This is a genomic window from Billgrantia antri, from assembly GCF_017868935.1.
In the GTDB taxonomy this organism is placed as follows: Bacteria; Pseudomonadota; Gammaproteobacteria; order Pseudomonadales; family Halomonadaceae; genus Halomonas; species Halomonas antri.
This window is the reverse complement of sequence record NZ_CP053383.1, coordinates 2,863,175-2,880,793: the sequence shown is the minus strand read 5'-3', so window position 1 is coordinate 2,880,793 and position 17,619 is coordinate 2,863,175. Positions and strand designations below refer to the sequence as shown.

General features: G+C 59.3%; 18 protein-coding genes. 11 read left to right on the top strand and 7 right to left on the bottom strand.

Going from position 1 to position 17,619, the window contains the following annotated elements:
• Positions 1-5: 5 nt before the first annotated feature.
• The 10 genes from HNO53_RS13365 (at position 6) to HNO53_RS13320 (ending at position 9,233) form a co-directional block, all read left to right on the top strand.
• A complete protein-coding gene (locus HNO53_RS13365) occupies positions 6-674 on the top strand; it encodes an NADH:ubiquinone reductase (Na(+)-transporting) subunit D (protein WP_209472840.1) in 669 nt (222 codons plus the stop codon).
• A gap of 1 nt (position 675) precedes the next feature.
• Positions 676-1,293, top strand: a complete 618-nt coding sequence (gene nqrE / locus HNO53_RS13360) for an NADH:ubiquinone reductase (Na(+)-transporting) subunit E (protein WP_209472838.1) — start codon at positions 676-678, stop codon at positions 1,291-1,293.
• Positions 1,294-1,361: 68 nt separating this feature from the next.
• Entirely contained in the window at positions 1,362-2,594 is a 1,233-nt protein-coding gene (gene nqrF, locus HNO53_RS13355) for an NADH:ubiquinone reductase (Na(+)-transporting) subunit F (RefSeq protein ID WP_209472836.1), read from the top strand.
• 77 nt (positions 2,595-2,671) lie between these two features.
• Positions 2,672-3,367 carry a hypothetical protein gene (locus HNO53_RS13350; RefSeq protein ID WP_209472834.1) on the top strand — a complete coding sequence of 232 codons (696 nt, stop codon included), beginning with the start codon at positions 2,672-2,674 and terminating at the stop codon, positions 3,365-3,367.
• Between the two features lie 18 nt (positions 3,368-3,385).
• The gene (nqrM, locus tag HNO53_RS13345; RefSeq protein ID WP_209472832.1) at positions 3,386-3,652 is read left to right on the top strand and encodes a (Na+)-NQR maturation NqrM; all 267 of its coding nucleotides are present in this window, start codon (positions 3,386-3,388) and stop codon (positions 3,650-3,652) included.
• Positions 3,653-3,767: 115 nt separating this feature from the next.
• On the top strand, positions 3,768-5,159 hold the full coding sequence (gene sthA / locus HNO53_RS13340) for a Si-specific NAD(P)(+) transhydrogenase (RefSeq protein ID WP_209472830.1): 1,392 nt from the start codon (positions 3,768-3,770) through the stop codon (positions 5,157-5,159).
• A gap of 335 nt (positions 5,160-5,494) precedes the next feature.
• Positions 5,495-6,382, top strand: a complete 888-nt coding sequence (locus HNO53_RS13335) for a hypothetical protein (RefSeq protein WP_209472828.1) — start codon at positions 5,495-5,497, stop codon at positions 6,380-6,382.
• A 28-nt stretch (positions 6,383-6,410) separates the two neighbouring features.
• Positions 6,411-7,727: a hypothetical protein gene (locus tag HNO53_RS13330; RefSeq protein ID WP_209472826.1), complete on the top strand. Its 1,317-nt coding sequence runs from the start codon at positions 6,411-6,413 to the stop codon at positions 7,725-7,727.
• Positions 7,728-7,750: 23 nt separating this feature from the next.
• A complete protein-coding gene (locus HNO53_RS13325; protein WP_209472824.1) occupies positions 7,751-8,242 on the top strand; it encodes a DUF120 domain-containing protein in 492 nt (163 codons plus the stop codon).
• Positions 8,243-8,267: 25 nt separating this feature from the next.
• The gene (locus HNO53_RS13320) at positions 8,268-9,233 is read left to right on the top strand and encodes a glycosyltransferase (protein ID WP_209472822.1); all 966 of its coding nucleotides are present in this window, start codon (positions 8,268-8,270) and stop codon (positions 9,231-9,233) included.
• A 40-nt stretch (positions 9,234-9,273) separates the two neighbouring features.
• Here the strand turns inward: HNO53_RS13320 and HNO53_RS13315 are convergent, their stop codons facing one another.
• From HNO53_RS13315 to leuS, 6 genes are all read right to left on the bottom strand, one after another.
• On the bottom strand, positions 9,274-9,699 hold the full coding sequence (locus tag HNO53_RS13315; protein WP_209472820.1) for a DUF488 domain-containing protein: 426 nt from the start codon (positions 9,697-9,699) through the stop codon (positions 9,274-9,276).
• 44 nt (positions 9,700-9,743) lie between these two features.
• Positions 9,744-10,694, bottom strand: coding sequence for a PA2778 family cysteine peptidase (locus HNO53_RS13310; protein ID WP_209472818.1), 951 nt, complete (start codon positions 10,692-10,694; stop codon positions 9,744-9,746).
• Positions 10,695-10,705: 11 nt separating this feature from the next.
• Positions 10,706-11,098: a PA2779 family protein gene (locus HNO53_RS13305; protein ID WP_209472816.1), complete on the bottom strand. Its 393-nt coding sequence runs from the start codon at positions 11,096-11,098 to the stop codon at positions 10,706-10,708.
• A gap of 183 nt (positions 11,099-11,281) precedes the next feature.
• Positions 11,282-12,340 (bottom strand): DNA polymerase III subunit delta, encoded by a 1,059-nt coding sequence (gene holA / locus HNO53_RS13300; protein ID WP_209472814.1) that lies wholly within the window; start codon positions 12,338-12,340, stop codon positions 11,282-11,284.
• 36 nt (positions 12,341-12,376) lie between these two features.
• Positions 12,377-12,871, bottom strand: a complete 495-nt coding sequence (locus tag HNO53_RS13295) for an LPS-assembly lipoprotein LptE (RefSeq protein WP_209472812.1) — start codon at positions 12,869-12,871, stop codon at positions 12,377-12,379.
• Positions 12,872-12,893: 22 nt separating this feature from the next.
• Positions 12,894-15,476 (bottom strand): leucine--tRNA ligase, encoded by a 2,583-nt coding sequence (gene leuS / locus HNO53_RS13290; RefSeq protein ID WP_209472810.1) that lies wholly within the window; start codon positions 15,474-15,476, stop codon positions 12,894-12,896.
• 207 nt (positions 15,477-15,683) lie between these two features.
• Here leuS and HNO53_RS13285 point away from each other — a divergent pair, with 207 nt between their 5' ends.
• Positions 15,684-16,199, top strand: a complete 516-nt coding sequence (locus tag HNO53_RS13285; protein WP_209472808.1) for a zinc ribbon-containing protein — start codon at positions 15,684-15,686, stop codon at positions 16,197-16,199.
• A gap of 66 nt (positions 16,200-16,265) precedes the next feature.
• Here HNO53_RS13285 and HNO53_RS13280 read toward each other — a convergent pair whose 3' ends face one another.
• Positions 16,266-17,543, bottom strand: a complete 1,278-nt coding sequence (locus tag HNO53_RS13280; RefSeq protein ID WP_209478640.1) for a hypothetical protein — start codon at positions 17,541-17,543, stop codon at positions 16,266-16,268.
• Between the last annotated feature and the right edge of the window lie 76 nt (positions 17,544-17,619).

The window sequence follows — 17,619 nt, the reverse complement described above, 5'->3', positions numbered from 1 at the left end:
TGACTATGTCCGCTGTGACTCCCAAGGGCGTCCTGACGACCCCGATCTTCAACAACAACCCCATCGCCCTGCAGGTACTGGGTATCTGTTCGGCGCTGGCGGTGACGACCAGCATGAGCGTCTCGCTGGTCATGTCGTTGGCCGTTTGTTTCGTAACGGCTTTCTCCAGCTTTTTCATCTCGTTGATCCGGCATCACATCCCGTCGTCGATCCGCATCATCGTGCAGATGACCATCATCGCCTCGCTAGTGATCGTGGTGGATCAGATCCTCAAGGCGTATGCCTACGAAATGTCCAAGCAGCTCTCGGTATTCGTCGGCCTGATCATTACCAACTGCATCGTGATGGGGCGTGCCGAAGGTTTCGCCATGCAGAACTCTCCGGGACTGTCGTTCCTGGATGGCATCGGCAACGGTCTGGGCTATGGCTTCATCCTGATGACCGTGGGCTTCGTTCGCGAGCTGCTCGGTTCCGGTAGCGTGTTCGGTCTTACCATCCTGCCCACCGTGCAGGATGGCGGCTGGTACGTGCCCAACGGCCTGCTGCTGCTGCCGCCGTCGGCGTTCTTCATCATTGGCCTGATCATCTGGGCGCTGCGTTCCACGCATCCGGAGCAGGTCGAGGCGAACGAGTTCAAGATGAAGGAAAACACCCAACCGAAGGAGGCCGTGTAACATGGAGCACTATATCAGCCTGTTCGTTGCCTCGGTCTTCGTCGAGAACCTGGCCCTGGCGTTCTTCCTCGGCATGTGTACCTTCCTGGCGGTATCCAAGAAGGTCTCGGCGGCCATCGGCCTCGGTATCGCGGTGATCGTGGTGCTGACCATCTCCGTGCCCGTCAACAACGTCATCTATAGCGCACTGTTGGCGGAGGGCGCGCTGACCTGGACCGGTATCGAAGGGGCCGAAAACATCGACCTGTCGTTCCTGGGTCTGCTGTCCTACATCGGCGTGATCGCCGCGCTGGTGCAGATTCTCGAGATGTTCCTCGACAAGTACGTGCCGGCGCTCTACAACGCATTGGGCGTGTTCCTGCCGCTGATCACCGTGAACTGCGCCATCCTCGGGGGCGTGCTGTTCATGGTCGAGCGCAACTATAACTTCGGCGAATCCGTGGTCTACGGCCTGGGCTCCGGCGTGGGCTGGGCGCTGGCCATCACCGCGCTGGCGGGGATCCGCGAGAAGCTCAAGTACAGTGACGTGCCGGCTGGCCTGCAGGGCCTGGGCATCACATTCATCACGGTGGGCTTGATGTCGCTGGGCTTCATGTCCTTCTCGGGCATTCAGCTCTGAGCCGGGGCGCATTTCCGGCGGCGCTCGCGCCGCCGGGAAACAGGTTACACAGCAAATAGGAAACCGACATGGTTGGAACATCTATCATCTTGCTCGGTGTGGTCATGTTCACCGTGGTCATCATCGGTCTCGTCGTGGTGATCCTGGCGGCCCGAAGCAAGCTCGTCAGTACCGGCGACGTTTCCATCGAGATCAACGGCGACCCGGAACACACCATCAGCACCCAGGCGGGCGGCAAACTGCTCAACACGCTGGCGGCCAATGGCATCTTCCTTTCCTCCGCCTGCGGCGGCGGCGGCTCCTGCGCACAGTGCAAGTGCCGGGTGGAAGAGGGCGGCGGCTCGATCCTGCCGACCGAGGAGTCCCACTTCACTCTGCGCGAAAAGAAGGAGGGCTGGCGGCTCTCCTGCCAGGTGCCGGTGAAGCAGGACATGAAGATCGAGGTACCCGAGGAGGTCTTCGGCGTCAAGAAATGGGAATGCGAGGTCATCGGCAACCCCAACGTGGCGACCTTCATCAAGGAGCTCAACCTCAAGCTTCCCGAAGGCGAGAATGTTGATTTCCGCGCTGGCGGCTACGTGCAGCTGGTGGCGCCGCCCTACGATATCAAGTTTTCCGACTTCGACATCGAGGAGGAGTATCGCGGCGACTGGGAGAAGTTCGACCTGTTCAAGCTCTCTCACAAGAACAACGAGGAGGTCATTCGCGCCTACTCGATGGCGAACTACCCGGAAGAGAGGGGCATTCTCAAGTTCAACATCCGTATCGCCACACCGCCTCCCGGTACAAGCCATCCGCCGGGGCTGATGTCGACCTACGTCTTCAGCCTGAAGCCGGGTGACAAGGTCACGGTGATGGGTCCCTTCGGCGAGTTCTTCGCCAAGGACACCGACGCCGAGATGGTATTCGTCGGTGGCGGTGCAGGCATGGCGCCGATGCGCAGCCATATCTTCGATCAGCTCAAGCGACTCAAGAGCGACCGCAAGATCTCGTTCTGGTACGGTGCGCGCTCCTGGCGCGAGACCTTCTACAACGACGAGTATGATCAGTTGGCCGAGGAGTTCCCCAACTTCGAGTGGCACCTGGCGCTATCGGACCCGCTACCCGAGGACAACTGGACCGGTCCCACCGGGTTCATTCACAACGTGTTGTACGAGAACTACCTCAAGGACCATCCGGCTCCCGAGGATTGCGAGTACTACATGTGTGGACCGCCCATGATGAACGCATCCGTCATCAAGATGCTGCTCGACCTGGGCGTCGAGCCCGAAAACATCTTGCTGGACGACTTTGGCGGATGACCCCCTTCGCCTTCGGGCGACTCTCCGGGCTGGCTCTGTGTGGGCCAGCCCGGCTCCTTCTGGCAGTGTCCTTGGTCATGGCACTCAGCGCTTGCCGCGATCAGGCCAGCGAGTACTATCTCCACGGCACGACTCTTGGCACGGGTTACCATATCACCTTGTATGCCGACCTCGATCAGTCCCAGGTTGCTGAACTCGAGGCCGGCATACAAGGTGAACTGGCAACGCTTGAACGTCAGCGAAGCATCTTTACCCAAGCGCTGGACGCGGCGTTCAGCCACTTCTGGATAGCCACGCCGAGCCTGCGGCATGAGACGGATCGCGTCGTTCACTCGCTTGCTGTCGATCGGTTGACGCGTTGGCTCGAGGACCATCCCATGGCTCCAGCCGCCATGCTGGTCGAGGTGGGCGGCGTAATGCGTGGTCGGGGCAAGCCCTCCGAGAATGGCTGGCGCCTATCGCTCGAGCAGGCAGGGCTTTCGGGACCGGATGGCGCACGACATCTGCGTCTTCAGGATGCCGCCTTGGTGCAGCGCTTTGCCCAGCAGGATGTGGTTCCACTGGTCACGTTGTCGACCCCCCTGGCGGTCAGTGTCGTTGCACCGAGCGCCAGCGAGGCCATGCAACAGGCCAGTCTACTGATCCAGGCCGATCCTGCGGACGCCTTGCTCCTGGCGGAGAGCATGGATAGTGCCGCCAGGGTTGTTGTCAAGACACCACAGGGTATCGAAATTCAACATACCGCGGCCCTTGAGCCTTGGCTCGAGCCCTAGCCGCCTGGAGGGAAAGCAATGACCACTTTTCTCGTTGTACTGGGCTTCATGCTGCTGATCATGGGGTGTATGGCCATCGGCGTGATCATGGGACGCAAGCCCATTGCCGGCTCCTGCGGCGGCCTCAACAAGCTGGGCCTCAAGGAGGGGTGCGACATCTGCGGCGGCAAGGACGAGGTGTGCGAGGAAGAGAACCGCAAGCGCAAGGGGGAGGCAGCCAGTGCACGCCGTTCGAGCGACGAGAGTCGTGGCGCCGATCTGGGCTATGACGCTACCCGCCGCTAGGGGGGAGGTGTGTCTTGCTCCTTCGCCAAGCCAAACTGGCCGAATTATCGTGCAGCAGGCGTAGCCCCGAAAGCCGAAAACCAACATCGACAAGGGAAAGGAGACGCAAGCGCCCATGGCAATCCATAACTATGACGTGGTGGTGATCGGTACCGGGCCCGCCGGCGAGAGCGCGGCGATCAATGCCGCCAAGCATGGCAAGCGGGTGGCGGTCGTGGAGAAGCAGCCGATCCTGGGGGGGAACTGTACCCACTGGGGAACGATTCCCTCCAAGGCTCTTCGCCATCAGGTCAAGCAGATCATGCAGTTCAACACCAACCGCATGTTCCGTGATATCGGTGAGCCGCGCTGGTTCTCCTTTCCCAGAGTCATGGAGCGCTCGCGAATCACCATCGACCAGCAGGTCGAGATGCGTACCAAGTTCTATGCGCGCAATCGTATCGATCTGTTCAGCGGGGTGGCCCGCTTCAAGGACGAGCACACCTTGCTGGTGCGCGACCGTCAGGAGGCGTTGGAGGAATTGGTGGCGCAGAAAATCATCATCGCCACCGGTTCGCGTCCCTATCGTCCCGCCGACATCAATTTTCGACATCCGCGCATCTACGATTCCGATAGCGTCCTGAGCCTCTCGCATACGCCGCGTACGCTGATCATTTTCGGTGCAGGTGTGATCGGCTGTGAATACGCTTCCATCTTCTCCGGACTCGGCGTCAAGGTGGACTTGATCAACAGTCGTGATCGTCTACTGTCGTTTCTCGATGACGAGATCAGCGACGCGCTCTCCTATCATCTACGCAAGCATGGCGTACTGATCCGCCACAATGAAGAGTACGAACGGGTCGAGGGTGACGAGTCGGGCGTGGTGGTCTATCTCAAGTCTGGCAAGAAACTGCGTGCCGACGCCTTCCTATGGGCCAACGGCCGCACCGGGAATACCGACGAGCTCGGCCTGGAGAACATCGGTCTTGAAGCCAACGGGCGCGGCCAGCTCCAGGTAGACGACCACTACCGGACTGCCATCCCGCACATCTATGCCGCCGGCGACGTGATCGGTTGGCCGAGCCTGGCGAGCGCCGCCTATGACCAGGGGCTCAACGCCTGCGACGAGTTGCTCGAACGCGACTATCGCTTCGTCAACGAGGTGCCGACAGGCATCTACACCATTCCCGAGATCAGCTCGTTCGGGCGGACCGAGCGTGAGCTCACCGAAGCCAAAGTGCCCTATGAAGTTGCTCAGGCTTTCTTCAAGGATACCGCCCGTGCTCAGATCACCGGCGACACGGTTGGCATGCTCAAGATCCTGTTTCACCAGGACACTTTGGAGATCTACGGTATCCACTGCTTCGGCGATCAGGCTTCGGAGATCGTGCACATCGGCCAGGCAATCATGCAGCAGAAGGGCGAAGCCAACACCCTCAAGTATTTCGTCAACACCACCTTCAACTACCCCACCATGGCCGAGGCCTACCGGGTAGCAGCACAGAACGGACTGAATCGGGTGTTCTGACCCTTTCCGTTCAGGATCCCTCCGCTTTCACGTGCCGGTCGTCATGACCGGCACGTGTCCTTGCCGGCAGCATCGCTTGCGCAGCCCAAGGAAGCGCCCACGCTAGCGCTTCGTCATACGCGCCGTTCGCGGTGCATGGCCCTAGGCTCGCAAAAAAGAATGAGAAAAATGATATACGCAGCGCTGCGCGAGCTGTGTGATCTTGAGTATCGAAAGGTTTCAATTTGTTCTTTCCGAGAGCGTGCATTAGCGTCTTGATTACGAAAGGAGGAAAACCGTCGACAAACTCTACACAAGAGAAGCATGTTGCCGAGTCGATTGGCCGAGGGGGGGCTATGAAACGAACGCTGGGCGCGTGGGGAAGGAGAGTTGTCGGAGCGTGTCTCGCTGGGCCATTGCGCCTGGCCGGTTACCGGATCGAAAGGCAACAGGCTCGTTTACAGGACATGAGGGCCCCCGGAAGGTGTCTCACGCCTCTGGAAGGCATGTATGTCAGCAAGCAGCGGAGATATGTGTTAGACGTGCCGCCTGCTCTGCTGGCGAGCACTAACCTGATGCACATCTGGATTGAGGTGATTCGTTTCTATGAACGTGGCGGAAGGGGTGCGGCACTGCGGTACTTTTCCGATTATTTTAATGAATTTCAGCCAAGGAATGTGGCCGAGTTCCTGAATGTAATGCCCAACAAGAAATGGCTTCTCCTGGACCCACTTGCTTATGTATACCCATGGGATGCTTCGACACCGGAGGAGAAGAGAGAATTCCGCATCAAGTTGATGCGTGATGAGGCGAGAAAGAATGGTTTCGAAGCCTGGCGCGAGAAAGATGGCTGGAAGGGATTTGGCCCAGTCTCCCCCAAGTTGGTGGAAATGGAGCTGAAAAGGCTCATTGATACGTATGAGTCTATCAGGAGAATAGGACTGAAGGAAGAGTTTGGGCTGATAAGAGCTAGAATATTTACCACTAAAGGTGAGGAAATCATACAGCCGAGGCATGGCTGGCATCGCGTTGCGATATGTCTGGCTTTGGAGATAGAAAGCATTCCCATGCTGTTCGATAAGGATAACCCTGTCATCAGACTCGAGGAGGCCCATTTGTGGCCTAATGTTCGGCGTGGGCTTTATACAGTGGAAGAGGCTGCCGACATTTTTCGTCGTCGGTTCGAGCGGCATTTGCAAGAACGATTATGGCCGAAACGTGAAGAGATCAGACAAGCCGTCTAGCTATTGAAAAGCCAGAGCGAGATGAAAAATGAATACTATCGGGCATATGAATGGTAGTTCGGTCGAGCCTGACGCCATGTTCAAGCTTGAAAGTAAAGGGCGTGGGCCTGCGAGTGAGCTAGCCGTGATGCAGGAAAGGGAAGATCTGGTAAGAAGAGACTTTTCTTGTTTTGCCATATGGGAGGGGGGGCGGAGCAAGGAAGGTGAGATTGTCGAAGGAATAAGACGTAACTTCAATATTTTAGGTGATTATAATATATTCTGGTCGGAGCGTAACTATAATAGAAATATACAACGTCTTTACCAAAGGCCCTCGGGTTCACTTGAGTTCAAAGGTTACGATAAAAAGATTGGAAAGCCCCCGTTTCGCTTCATTATTGTTGAGGATCTAGAGCCTCAGTATGCCTTGATTCGAAATGTGTCCGGTAATATTGAGCTTTCTAATCGCAATGTCGTGAAGAAAAAATATGAATTTCGCGCTTGGTTCGACAAGGCATACCAGGTCCACTCCAGTAATAATTACGAAGAATTCATTTTTCAGACATCTCTAGTTCTAGGTAGCGAACTTCTTGCTGAATGCCTTTCCTCTGATGTCCCTATAAAGAAAGACATACAAAAAGACCTTGAGGGAGCTAATGGCTGGCGGGACTGGAATGAGCCATTTGAGATTTTGAATAATTGCGTAAAATACCTTGTGCTGAGGAATTTCGAAAATCTACCTGTCAGGACCGGCTGTGGTGACGTGGATTTTCTTTGCTCCGACTTCCAGAAACTGGCCTCGGCGGCCAACGTCTACCAGAAGAGTGGGAGGCCGTACAAAGGAACTATCGACATTGCAGGCAATACAATACCTGTCGACATCCGATTCGTGGGAGATGGATATTATCCTTGTTCTTGGGAAAAGGACATGCTGGAACGCAGGAAAAAGCATGGTAATTTCTTTGTCCCTGAGTTGGAGGATCTTTTCTTTTCACTGCTTTATCATTGTAAAGTACATAAGAGTCGAGTTAGTAAAAGCTATATCGAACTTCTCGAAGAGATTGCAAGGGAAAAGCAGTGGAGTTGGTATCAAGATGTCAATGTGCATGATAATGTGCAAATGGGTGGTTTGCTCAAAGGATATCTTAAATCAAATAACTATTATTACGAAAAGCCTATAGATGTTGGGGTTAATATTAACAAGGAAGTGGTGGGATTGCTAAGTGAGTCGATGTTTGGCGAAAGAGAGTTGGGTGTTTTCGGAAAAATGGCCATGAAACCTGTTCGTCTCGCTAATAAGGTATTGAGAAAGATGAGAGACCAAGTTAAACCGAGTTTCAATGTGATTGGAAAATCTATCCATTAAGATCCGGCTCAAGGGGATGGATAATGAGAAGGGTTGAGGGTGTCGTATCTTCGGGCAGGGGGAGGGCTAACGAGCATATAACTCATTCCGTCGAGGAAATCGAGAACCTCACTGGGCTGCGCATCTTCCCTGGCTCATTGAATATCGTTCTTGATGATGGAGTCAAGTTGCGTGTTGCCTGCGCAAAGATATTCGATAACGGAAGGCGTTTTATCTGGCCGGCTTGCATAGCCGGGCAGCCTGTCTGGATATATCGTTGGCAAGGCACGCCATTCCATATTATGGAAATACTTTCCGATAAAAAACTCAGAGAGGTGCTTAATGTACAGGACGGATCGAAGATAATAATCGACTTGGATGATGGCTTTGTCGAGAGAATGTGTCTGCGTGAGAAGATCTCTACACTTGTGATTTGGGGGTTTGGGAGAAGTCATCTTTACTACAGAAGAAACTATACCAGTAATAGGATGATTTTTTTTGCCAGAAGGTGCATGCGAGATGGGCAAAGAAAATGATATGTGATATCGATATGGAGTGATAATGAAAAAGGCTAGCATTAGTGTGGTCATGCCGGCATTCAACGTCTCGCGCTATATAGTGGAGGCGCTCACTTCCATGGCAAATCAGGAGACTCTCCCCGATGAGGTCATCATCGTCGATGATGGCAGTGCGGATGATACACTGGCATTGGTGGGAGAATTTCAGCACCCTTACCCTGTCAAAATACTATCTACAAGAAACCAAGGGCAAGGGTGCGCTAGAAACCTGGGGCTGTCGTTGGCTAGCTGTGAATATGTGTATTTTTTCGATGCGGATGACTTGGTAACGCCGGATTTCATATCCGATATGAAAAATTCGGCAGAGGATAATGCTTTCCCAGATATTATCTTCTTCTCGGGAAGGAGCTTTTATGACGGCGTAGACGAAAGCGTCATCCAACTGGAATATGACAGGGGATTTGATGGAGTCTTCGAGTCCTCGATAGAACTGCTCGAAGCGTTCCGTGCTAGCGGAAGATTTTCCGCCTCGACCTGTCTGTACATGAGCAGGCGCCGTCTATGGACCGATGCCTCGCTTAGGTTCATCCAACACTTTCATGAGGATGAATGTATCCTCTACCCATTGGTGATGGCCGCTAGACGCTGCCTGGTGACACAGCGGGTATACTTTGAAAGGCGCATAAGACTGAACTCGACCATGACCCAGCACAAGGTTCCCAAGCACGTTCAGGGCATGCATGCTACCGTCAGGACCCTCCTGATGCTCAACCGGAAAGTGAGGGACAGGCAGCTCACCACGTTCATCCATCAACGTATGAGGCTTTTCCTCAAGCGCTATGTGTCCCTGTGCAGGAGTGCAGGAACTGAGATCGACTTGAACCTACTGGTGAGGGCTTGCCTGGAATTACGTGATCCTACGGTGCTGGCATATCTGCTCTATTACCTGTTCGATGGCCATGCAAGGGGTCGGATCAGGAGATGCATGCGTGCAGAGTCGAGAGAATGAGAAGCCTCGCAGAGGTGCCGAGGTAGCTGGCGTTGGTCATTTACTCGTCCGGTACTTGATGCCGATAGCAAGGCGGCGAGGCGAGTTCCAGATCCTCCACGTCCTCATGCCGTAGTGCTTCAAGCAGAGCCTGCTGCAACAGTGGTAGGTAGGACTCCTCGAGATTGCGCGCGGCTGATAGCAGCGTCAACTTCCCTTGGCGGGCATAGCGCATCAAGGGAACCAGGCTCTCGGGATGATCCCTCAGCTCGCCACGATAACGCACGGCAAAGACCTTGGGGCTGATCTCGTCCTGACGTAGTTGGCGACTCAGCGAGGGCGAGGGCGACGCGTCACGATACCACTCCGTCAGCGCCAGGCTCTCGCGCCTCTTTCCACGAGGCCAGAGGCGATCGACCAGAACCCGGGCACCGTCCGTTGGTTCGCCCGGGCTATAGATTCGCTTGAGTACAATCTCGTAGCGCACGCCGTCTCCCTTAAATGCTATCGACACTCTTTGGCTGAGCCGGGCTACAACCGCTGCAGCGCCTCCCTGGCGCGTGGCTGCCACTGGCCAGGCAGATCAGCGGCGCGGCCCAAGGCCTGGCGAGCCTCGCCGGTTTCGCCCTGCGCGCCCAACAGCAGGCCCAAGTTCAGCCATGCTACGCCCAAGTCGTCCCGATGCGCTACCGATGCGCGAAATGCCGCTATGGCGCCCGATGCATCTCCTGCGGCATGGCGGGCATTACCCAATGCAAAGTACCCCATGCCGGAGTCGGGGAAGCGTGCGACCAAAGCCTCCCAGGCCGGGAGGGCTGCTTCGGCCCCCTGCACCTGCTCGAAGGCAGCGATCGCCTGTAGCGCGTGCTGCTCACCGATACCGCTAGGCATCTCGCCGGGAGCCAGGGCGACGAAAGCCCAGCGATCGCTGCGTGCCCAGGTGGCATCAAAGCGGCGGAAGGATTCGATGCGCGCCGCTTCTTCTCCACTGTGCACGGTCATTTCCTCGGCTTCCAGATCGTAGCCGATGGCCACGGCGTAATGCCACATCGGCCATGCCGGAAGGGCAAGGTTCTGCATGACGACGACAGGGTGGCCGGCGGCGATTTCGGTGAGCAGCGCATCGAAGCTGTTGTCGAGGACGTAAGGAATACGGCCGTGGCGTCTCACCGTGGCAAGCATCTCGGGTTGAACGCTTCCCTCGCGACCGGGCAGGAAGACCTGTGGAATCAGGCGCTCCATGGCCACGTCCGCACCGTCATGGTTGAGCACCATGGCTAGCGAAGCGGGTCCACACTGATATTCTCGTTGGGCGTGGAATGGAACGTCCTCGATCAGCACTTGCTGCGGCAAGGCCTGCTCCGTGCTTTCGGTCAGGCGTGGCGTCGAGGCGCAACCCACCAGCATGAACAGCCACAGTCCCAACAGAAAAACGCCCGCGAAGCGGGCGTTCTTGCGTAGTGGCATGAAACGGTTCTGCATGTCGTCTTTCATCAGCGGGTGAAGGGGAAGACGTTGGTCAGACCGAGGATGTCGGTGACCAGCAGGACAAGGAAGATGAGGACCAGGGCACCTACGACGCTGGCACCGGCGGGCAACTGGTCGAGCTGCTCGGCCATCTGACGGGCCTCTTCGTCAGAAAGAGCGGCCACGCGGGCTTCGACTTCGGCTGGGTCCACCCCCTGGGCGACGAGCTGTTCCTGCACGTCGGCCCGAGAGAGGATCTCGTTGATTCGCTCCCGGTCGGCGTCGGCTCGTTCGGCCGAGAGGGCTGCCTGGGTAGAGACCAGCTCGCTGGCGGGAAGCGGCGCGGCCGATACCGAGACGCTGCCGAGTACTAGGGCGAGAATCAGCAGGGGACTGAGAAAGCGGCGGAGTGTTTTCATGATCAGTGTTCCTTCTTCTTGAGGTGAGGCTTCCGGCTCTTGAATGATCCAGCGCTCCCGGTTCGGTGAGCGCAGAGGTCCACTTGCTCCAGCGATGCTGTATAAGTATAAGCAGAAAGCGCGTGAAATTTCATGCCCTTGCATAAATCGATATGTCGAAATAATCGAGATTCAGTGACCAGCTTATCCCACACGATAGGAGGAGGGCAGTTCAGCGAGCAGGCCGCGGCCACCCGCCAGCGTCACTGCCAGGTCGTGTAGCCCCTCCCACAGCGGCAGATGGGCGGCGCCCTTGATCGAGAGATCGAGGCGCTGGGAAAACAGCAGCAGCTTGTGCAGACGTTTCCTTGGCAGTCGTGAAATGGCTTGCTGATAGGCTGGGCGGCGCTTGTCGAAAATCGCCGGTTTCTGCGCCTTGCAAGCGTGTTCGAAGCTCTGGCCTTGATCGAGGTGTTGATGCAACGACAGCAGGGTGCGAAGCTCGCGGCTCAGCGCCCATAGCACGATGGGGGCCTCGACGCCTTCCCCGCGCAGGCCACGTACGATGCGCGAGACGCGTTCGCGCTCGCCCTTGAGGCAGGCATCGGTCAGGGTGAAGACATCATAGCGTGCGCTGTCTTCCACACCGCCAGCAATCTGTGCAGGGCCCACGCGCGTGCCTGGAGGCAACAGAAGGGCCAGCTTCTGCAGTTCCTGGTCTGCTGCGAGCAAGTTGCCTTCGGTGCGCTCGCCGAGCAGGCGGGCGGCATCCAGCTCGAGCGACAAACCGTGGCGCTCGGCGCGGTCGCGTAGCCAGAAGCCCAGTCTCGCCATGTCTACCGGCCACACCGGGACGAACAATCCGAGTTTGTCGAGCGCCTGGAACCAGGCACTCTTCTGCTGGCGGAAATCGAGTTTGCCCATGCTGACGAGCAAGACGTTGTCACGGTTACCCGGTGCTTCGGCGTACTCCTTCAGTGCCTTGGCGCCCTCCTGGCCGAGGCTCTGGCTACCCAGACGCAGCTCGATCACCTTGCGTGAGGCAAACAGCGACAGGCTGGCGGCAGCCTCGCGCAGCCGGCCCCAGGCGAAGTTGGCCTCCACGTGAAGGATGTCGCGCTCATCGATGCCCCGCTCGCGGGCCGCGCTGCGCACGGCGTCGCAGGCTTCCATGTGCTGTAGCGGCTCCTCACCGGCCACGATTACCACCGGGGGCAATTTCTTGGCCAGCGCTTCCGGAAGCTTGTCGGCAAAGACCTTCATGAGCGCGCCTTCATGCGAGCAGTAGGGAATTAATATTCACGAGCCGTCGGTCACTGCGCGCAGACGGTCGAACAAGCGGCGCTGGGCCTCCTGACGCAGGTCCTGGCGCGCTTCCTCGCGGAGATCATCCTGAGCCAGCAGATTGTCGTCGCTGACGGTGAACCGGGTCGATACCTCGAGGCGCTGTTCGGAGAGGCGGTAGGCCCCGTCGCTACGCTGTTGTACCGAGAAGGGGACCGTGAGCGACATCTCCCGCTCTTGAGGACCGCTGTCGAGAACGCTGAGCTGGCGTTCACGGAAAGTCTCCGGGCCGAGATTGAGCACCAGCGGAGCGTTGTCGTTAACCCGGGTGCCGATCGCTGTCAGGCGCTCTTCCACCAGGCGGGCCAGCTCGCTGTCGTCTCCCGCCAGTGCGAGCTCTTCCAGGGCTAGTCCCGGCGTATCGAAGCCGCGCAGGCGAAAGCCGCAGCCGGCCAGTGCCATGGCCGCCCCGGCGGCCATGGCAAGGTTGAGAAAATCGCGTCGCTGCATGGGGGCTCCCGTTCGGTCTGCGTCAGCTCACCACGATATTGACCAGTTTGCCCGGCACCACGATCACCTTGCGTACCGCCTTGCCCTCGGTATGGCGCTGGACGTTCTCGGCGGCGAAGGCTTCGGCTTCGATGGCTTCCTTGGAGGCTTCGGCCGCTACCTCGATGCGGGCGCGCAGCTTGCCGTTGACCTGTACCACCAGCTCGATGGTGTCGCGCGCGAGAGCCGATTCGTCCACCTTCGGCCAGGGGGCGTCGATGGCCGGCTCCTCATGGCCCAGCTCGCGCCACAACGCATGGCAGGCATGCGGCGTGATCGGTGCCAGCAACAGCACGCAGGCTTCCACGGCCTCGCGGGCCACGGCCAGGCCCTGGGGCGTGGCGTCGTCGAACTTGGCAAGGGCGTTGGTCAGCTCCATCACCGCAGCGATGGCAGTGTTGAAGGTGGTGCGCCGGCCGATATCGTCGCTGGCCTTCTTGATCGTTTCGTGGGTCTTGCGCCGCAGTTCACGCTGGGTGTCGTTGAGCGCCTCGGTGTCCAGCTTGCCCGGCTGGCCGGCCTCGAGGTGTTCAAACACAATGCGCCACAGGCGCTTGAGGAAGCGGCTGGCACCCTCGACGCCCGAATCGGACCACTCCAGCGACTGCTCGGGCGGTGCGGCGAACATCATGAACAGGCGCACGGTATCGGCGCCGAAGCGGTCGATCATCGACTGCGGATCGACGCCGTTGTTCTTCGACTTTGACATCTTCTCGATGCCGCCCATCTCCACCGGTTGGCGGTCACTGATGAGCACCGCGCTGACCGGGCGGCCCTTGTCGTCGCGCTTGACCTCCACGTCGGCGGGATTGAACCACTCCTTGCCGCCGTTCGGCGTCGAGCGGTAGAAGGTCTCGGCGATCACCATGCCCTGAGTGAGCAGGCGCTGGAACGGTTCGTCGACCTTCACCAGGCCCAGGTCGCGCATAAGCTTGGTGAAGAAGCGCGCGTATAGCAGGTGCAGGATGGCGTGCTCGATACCGCCGATGTAGAGATCCACCGGCAGCCAGTAGTCGGCGCGCTCGTCGAGCATGGCGTCGCGATTGTCGGCACAGCAGAAGCGGGCAAAGTACCAGGACGACTCCATGAAGGTATCGAAGGTATCGGTCTCGCGCACCCAGCCGTCGCCCAGCTCATAGAACTCGGGCATACGCTTCAGCGGCGAGCCGCTGGCGTCGACGGTGACCTCCATGGGCAGGGCGACGGGCAGCTCGTCGTCGGAGAGCGGCACGGTCTGCCCTTCGGGGCCGTACTTGACCGGGATCGGTGCGCCCCAGTAGCGCTGGCGGGCCACGCCCCAGTCACGCAGGCGATAGTTGATCTTCACCTCGCCGCGACCCAGCTCAGCCAGCCTGCCGGCGATGGTCTCGAAGGCGGCATCGAAGTCCAGGCCGTCGAACTCCCCGGAGTTGATCAGCACGCCGTATTCCACGTAGGCGCCTTGCGAGAGATCCGGGGCCTGGCCGTTATCGTCGGCAATGACTGCCTCGATGGGCAGGTCGTACTTGGTGGCGAACTCCCAGTCCCGCTGGTCATGGCCGGGAACCGCCATCACCGCCCCGGTCCCGAACTCCATCAGTACGAAGTTGGCAACGTAAACGGGCACCTCGCGACCGGTCAGCGGATGCACGGCCATATGGCCGGTAGGCATGCCGCGCTTCTCCTTGGTGGCCAGCTCCGCCTCGGAGGTGCCGCCCTGGGCGCATTCCTCGCAGAAGGCGGCCAGCTCGGCATTGTCTTCAGCCGCGGCTTTGGCCAGCGGATGCGCGGCCGCCACCGCCACGTAGGTGACTCCCAGCAGGGTATCGGGGCGAGTGGTGTAGACCGAAAGCGGTTCTGCCGCGCTGCCGTCGGTAGCCTTGATATCGAAGCTGAGCTCCACGCCACGCGACTTGCCGATCCAGTTGCGCTGCATGGTCTTGACCTGCTCGGGCCACTCGATCTTGTCGAGGTCGGCGAGCAGCTCGTCGGCGTAGTCGGTGATGCGCAGGAACCACAGCGGGATCTCCTTGCGCTCCACCAGTGCACCGGAGCGCCAGCCGCGGCCCTCGATGACCTGTTCGTTGGCCAGCACGGTCTGGTCCACCGGGTCCCAGTTGACCGTGGACATCTTCTTGTAGACCAGCCCTTTTTCCACCAGCTTGGCGAAGAACCACTGCTCCCAGCGGTAGTAGTCGGTATCGCAGGTGGCGAACTCGCGGCTCCAATCGTAGGCGAACCCCAACGCCTGGAGCTGGCTACGCATGTAGTCGATGTTGTCGTAGGTCCACTTGGCCGGTGGCACCCGGTTCTGGATCGCCGCGTTCTCGGCCGGCATGCCGAAGGCGTCCCAGCCCATGGGCTGCATCACGTTCCTGCCCTGCATGCGCTGGAAGCGCGAGACCACGTCGCCGATGGTGTAGTTGCGCACGTGCCCCATGTGCAGCTTGCCACTGGGGTAGGGGAACATCGACAGGCAGTAGAACTTCTCGCGGCTGGCATCCTCCACCGCCTTGAAGCACTGGTTCTTCTCCCAGAAGTTCTGGGCGTCGCGTTCTATCTCAAAGGGCTTGTACTGGGCATCCATCGGCTTTCGAAATGACCTTAATGTGTTCGGGCACGGCGCGCCGTGCGCTTGCGCAGAAAGTTGTCCGACGTCATTGCCGGCCGGCAGTCTCACGATAAAACGTTGAACTGACGGCGGGATGGCGTCTAAATGGTAACCAAGGATACCCCAGTAGCGCATGCCCGGCCATGCCCGGTCCATGCCGAAAACCGCTTCGAGGAGATGACTATGAGCGAACGTCCCGACTCCCATCGCGAACATCGGCTGCGTGAGGGCTATGAGCGCATGCTTGGCAGGCTGCGTGAGGGTGCGGATGATCTGACCTGGGAGAACCTTCAGCGGGAATTGGACGAGGCGGTAGAGTTCGAGGCCGAACTGGAGGAGTTCACCAAGGACGAACTCGCCCTGCTGCGCGCCTGGGTCGAGCGTGACCTGATCGACATGCGCCGCTACCTGCGGGCAGGTGGTCGTGGTGTGGCCGCTTGGTTGGGCATCGACCTCGATCATCTCTCGCGCCGAGTGGTGGAGTCCCTGTTCTCCATTGCCGACCGCAGCATTGTCGAGAACGCACAACTCAATGAAGACCTGGAAGCAGCCCGGGCCGACTACTGCGAAGGTGAGGTAGCGGCACCTGGGCGCATGGCTTGCGTGCACTGCGATGCGGTGGTCGAACTGGAGGGTGTGACGCGCATCGAGCCTTGCCATCGGTGCGGGCACCGCTACTTCTATCGCCTATCGCAATAAGCGAGCCCTGAGTTGGCGGGTTGGTGCCATGCCGGCCCGCTGCGGCGCTGCTACTCTGATCGGTCGTCATAACCAGGCATGGAGCGCGAGTATCGACACCACTACTAGCCCGCTGAGCAGCAGGGCGTACCCCAGGTTGTGACGCATCATGCGATAACCGCTAACGCCATAGCGGCCCTGCAATGAAAGATTGATCCCCGATAGCGGCCCCACCGAGGTGCCCACCGCCCAGGAGGCCAGGGCGGTAAAGGCAAACAGCGTCTGCTCGTTGCCACGCAGGTCCAGCATCGAGGCCAGCACCGAGACGCCGATGATCGGGTGCAGCCCGGCAACGGCGCTGACAACGATGGCGAGGAAGCTGGTCACGGCCTGGACCGGGCCGAAATGAGAGAACAGTCGCCATTCGCTGCCTGTCGCCGCGACGACGAAAGTAGAGAGTCCCATGGTCAGCAGGCCTGCCGAGAGGAACAGGGCGATCTCGCCGCGCATCGCTGGCAGGCGCGTGAGGGTGTGCTGGCGCACTCGGCGCAGGGTCCAGCGTGGTCCGGCGGATAGGTTGCTGGCCAGTGCCACGGCCGGCAACAGGAAGGTGATGATACTGACGATACCGAGTTCGGGCGTGAGCCGGAAGTGAAATAGCATCACCAGGATAGCCATCGATACCGGCATCATCAGGCTGCGCGGCGAGAGCGAGAACCCGGACACCTCGGCCAGATCGAAGCGGCGCGACAGTTCGAGCGTGGTCAGGAGGCCGCTGAGCAGCGCCAGCGGCAGCCCCACCGTCAGGATGCGAGAATACGCCATGTCCGGCGCCAGGGTCATGACCACCCCCATGGAGGCGAAGAATGGCGACCACAGCGCGGCGCTGGAGAGCCCTCGGTTGAGTGCCAACAGTTGGGGCGTGGTCAACGGGCCGCGCCGGGCGAGGCGGTCGCCGATCATGAACACAGTCGAGAGGTTGAGGATGGTGCCGAGCAGGTGGACGCCGAGCCAGGTGCCCAGGGTGCCTCGGCGGCCCGTTATCGGACGGCCGAGCGGTCGGGTCTTGCCGCTGCGGTTGCCAATCAGCCCGATGAAGCTGACGCCGACCAGCATGGCCACCACATAGCTGTTGCCGCTGGTGACTGTCGGCCAAGCGATATCGGCGCCGTAGCGCCAACCCGCCAGGATCAGCAATCCTAGGCCGATGGCGGCCAATGCACCGGCCTGCCAACGGGTGCGGCGTGGTATGTCTCGCCATAGTAGAAAGGTGGCCAGCCACAGCGCGTAGCCGACGCCGTGCGGCAGCGGCGACAGCCCGGCGAAGCCAAGGATCTGCTGCACCAGGCCGAGCAGGATCAGCATGCCAGCCAGGGCATGACGCAAGGATGTCGGTGGCGAATCGGGTGGGGGCACGAGGAATGGGGCTCCGGCGAGTCGA

Bases quoted from the DNA above. Each gene is read 5' to 3' on its own strand.
- HNO53_RS13365 (WP_209472840.1), top strand. From the start codon at position 6: ATGTCCGCTGTGACTCCCAAGGGCGTCCTGACGACCCCGATCTTCAAC.
- nqrE (WP_209472838.1), top strand. From the start codon at position 676: ATGGAGCACTATATCAGCCTGTTCGTTGCCTCGGTCTTCGTCGAGAAC.
- nqrF (WP_209472836.1), top strand. From the start codon at position 1,362: ATGGTTGGAACATCTATCATCTTGCTCGGTGTGGTCATGTTCACCGTG.
- HNO53_RS13350 (WP_209472834.1), top strand. From the start codon at position 2,672: ATGGCACTCAGCGCTTGCCGCGATCAGGCCAGCGAGTACTATCTCCAC.
- nqrM (WP_209472832.1), top strand. From the start codon at position 3,386: ATGACCACTTTTCTCGTTGTACTGGGCTTCATGCTGCTGATCATGGGG.
- sthA (WP_209472830.1), top strand. From the start codon at position 3,768: ATGGCAATCCATAACTATGACGTGGTGGTGATCGGTACCGGGCCCGCC.
- HNO53_RS13335 (WP_209472828.1), top strand. From the start codon at position 5,495: ATGAAACGAACGCTGGGCGCGTGGGGAAGGAGAGTTGTCGGAGCGTGT.
- HNO53_RS13330 (WP_209472826.1), top strand. From the start codon at position 6,411: ATGAATACTATCGGGCATATGAATGGTAGTTCGGTCGAGCCTGACGCC.
- HNO53_RS13325 (WP_209472824.1), top strand. From the start codon at position 7,751: ATGAGAAGGGTTGAGGGTGTCGTATCTTCGGGCAGGGGGAGGGCTAAC.
- HNO53_RS13320 (WP_209472822.1), top strand. From the start codon at position 8,268: ATGAAAAAGGCTAGCATTAGTGTGGTCATGCCGGCATTCAACGTCTCG.
- HNO53_RS13310 (WP_209472818.1), bottom strand. From the start codon at position 10,694: ATGCAGAACCGTTTCATGCCACTACGCAAGAACGCCCGCTTCGCGGGC.
- HNO53_RS13305 (WP_209472816.1), bottom strand. From the start codon at position 11,098: ATGAAAACACTCCGCCGCTTTCTCAGTCCCCTGCTGATTCTCGCCCTA.
- holA (WP_209472814.1), bottom strand. From the start codon at position 12,340: ATGAAGGTCTTTGCCGACAAGCTTCCGGAAGCGCTGGCCAAGAAATTG.
- HNO53_RS13295 (WP_209472812.1), bottom strand. From the start codon at position 12,871: ATGCAGCGACGCGATTTTCTCAACCTTGCCATGGCCGCCGGGGCGGCC.
- leuS (WP_209472810.1), bottom strand. From the start codon at position 15,476: ATGGATGCCCAGTACAAGCCCTTTGAGATAGAACGCGACGCCCAGAAC.
- HNO53_RS13285 (WP_209472808.1), top strand. From the start codon at position 15,684: ATGAGCGAACGTCCCGACTCCCATCGCGAACATCGGCTGCGTGAGGGC.
- HNO53_RS13280 (WP_209478640.1), bottom strand. From the start codon at position 17,543: ATGCTGATCCTGCTCGGCCTGGTGCAGCAGATCCTTGGCTTCGCCGGG.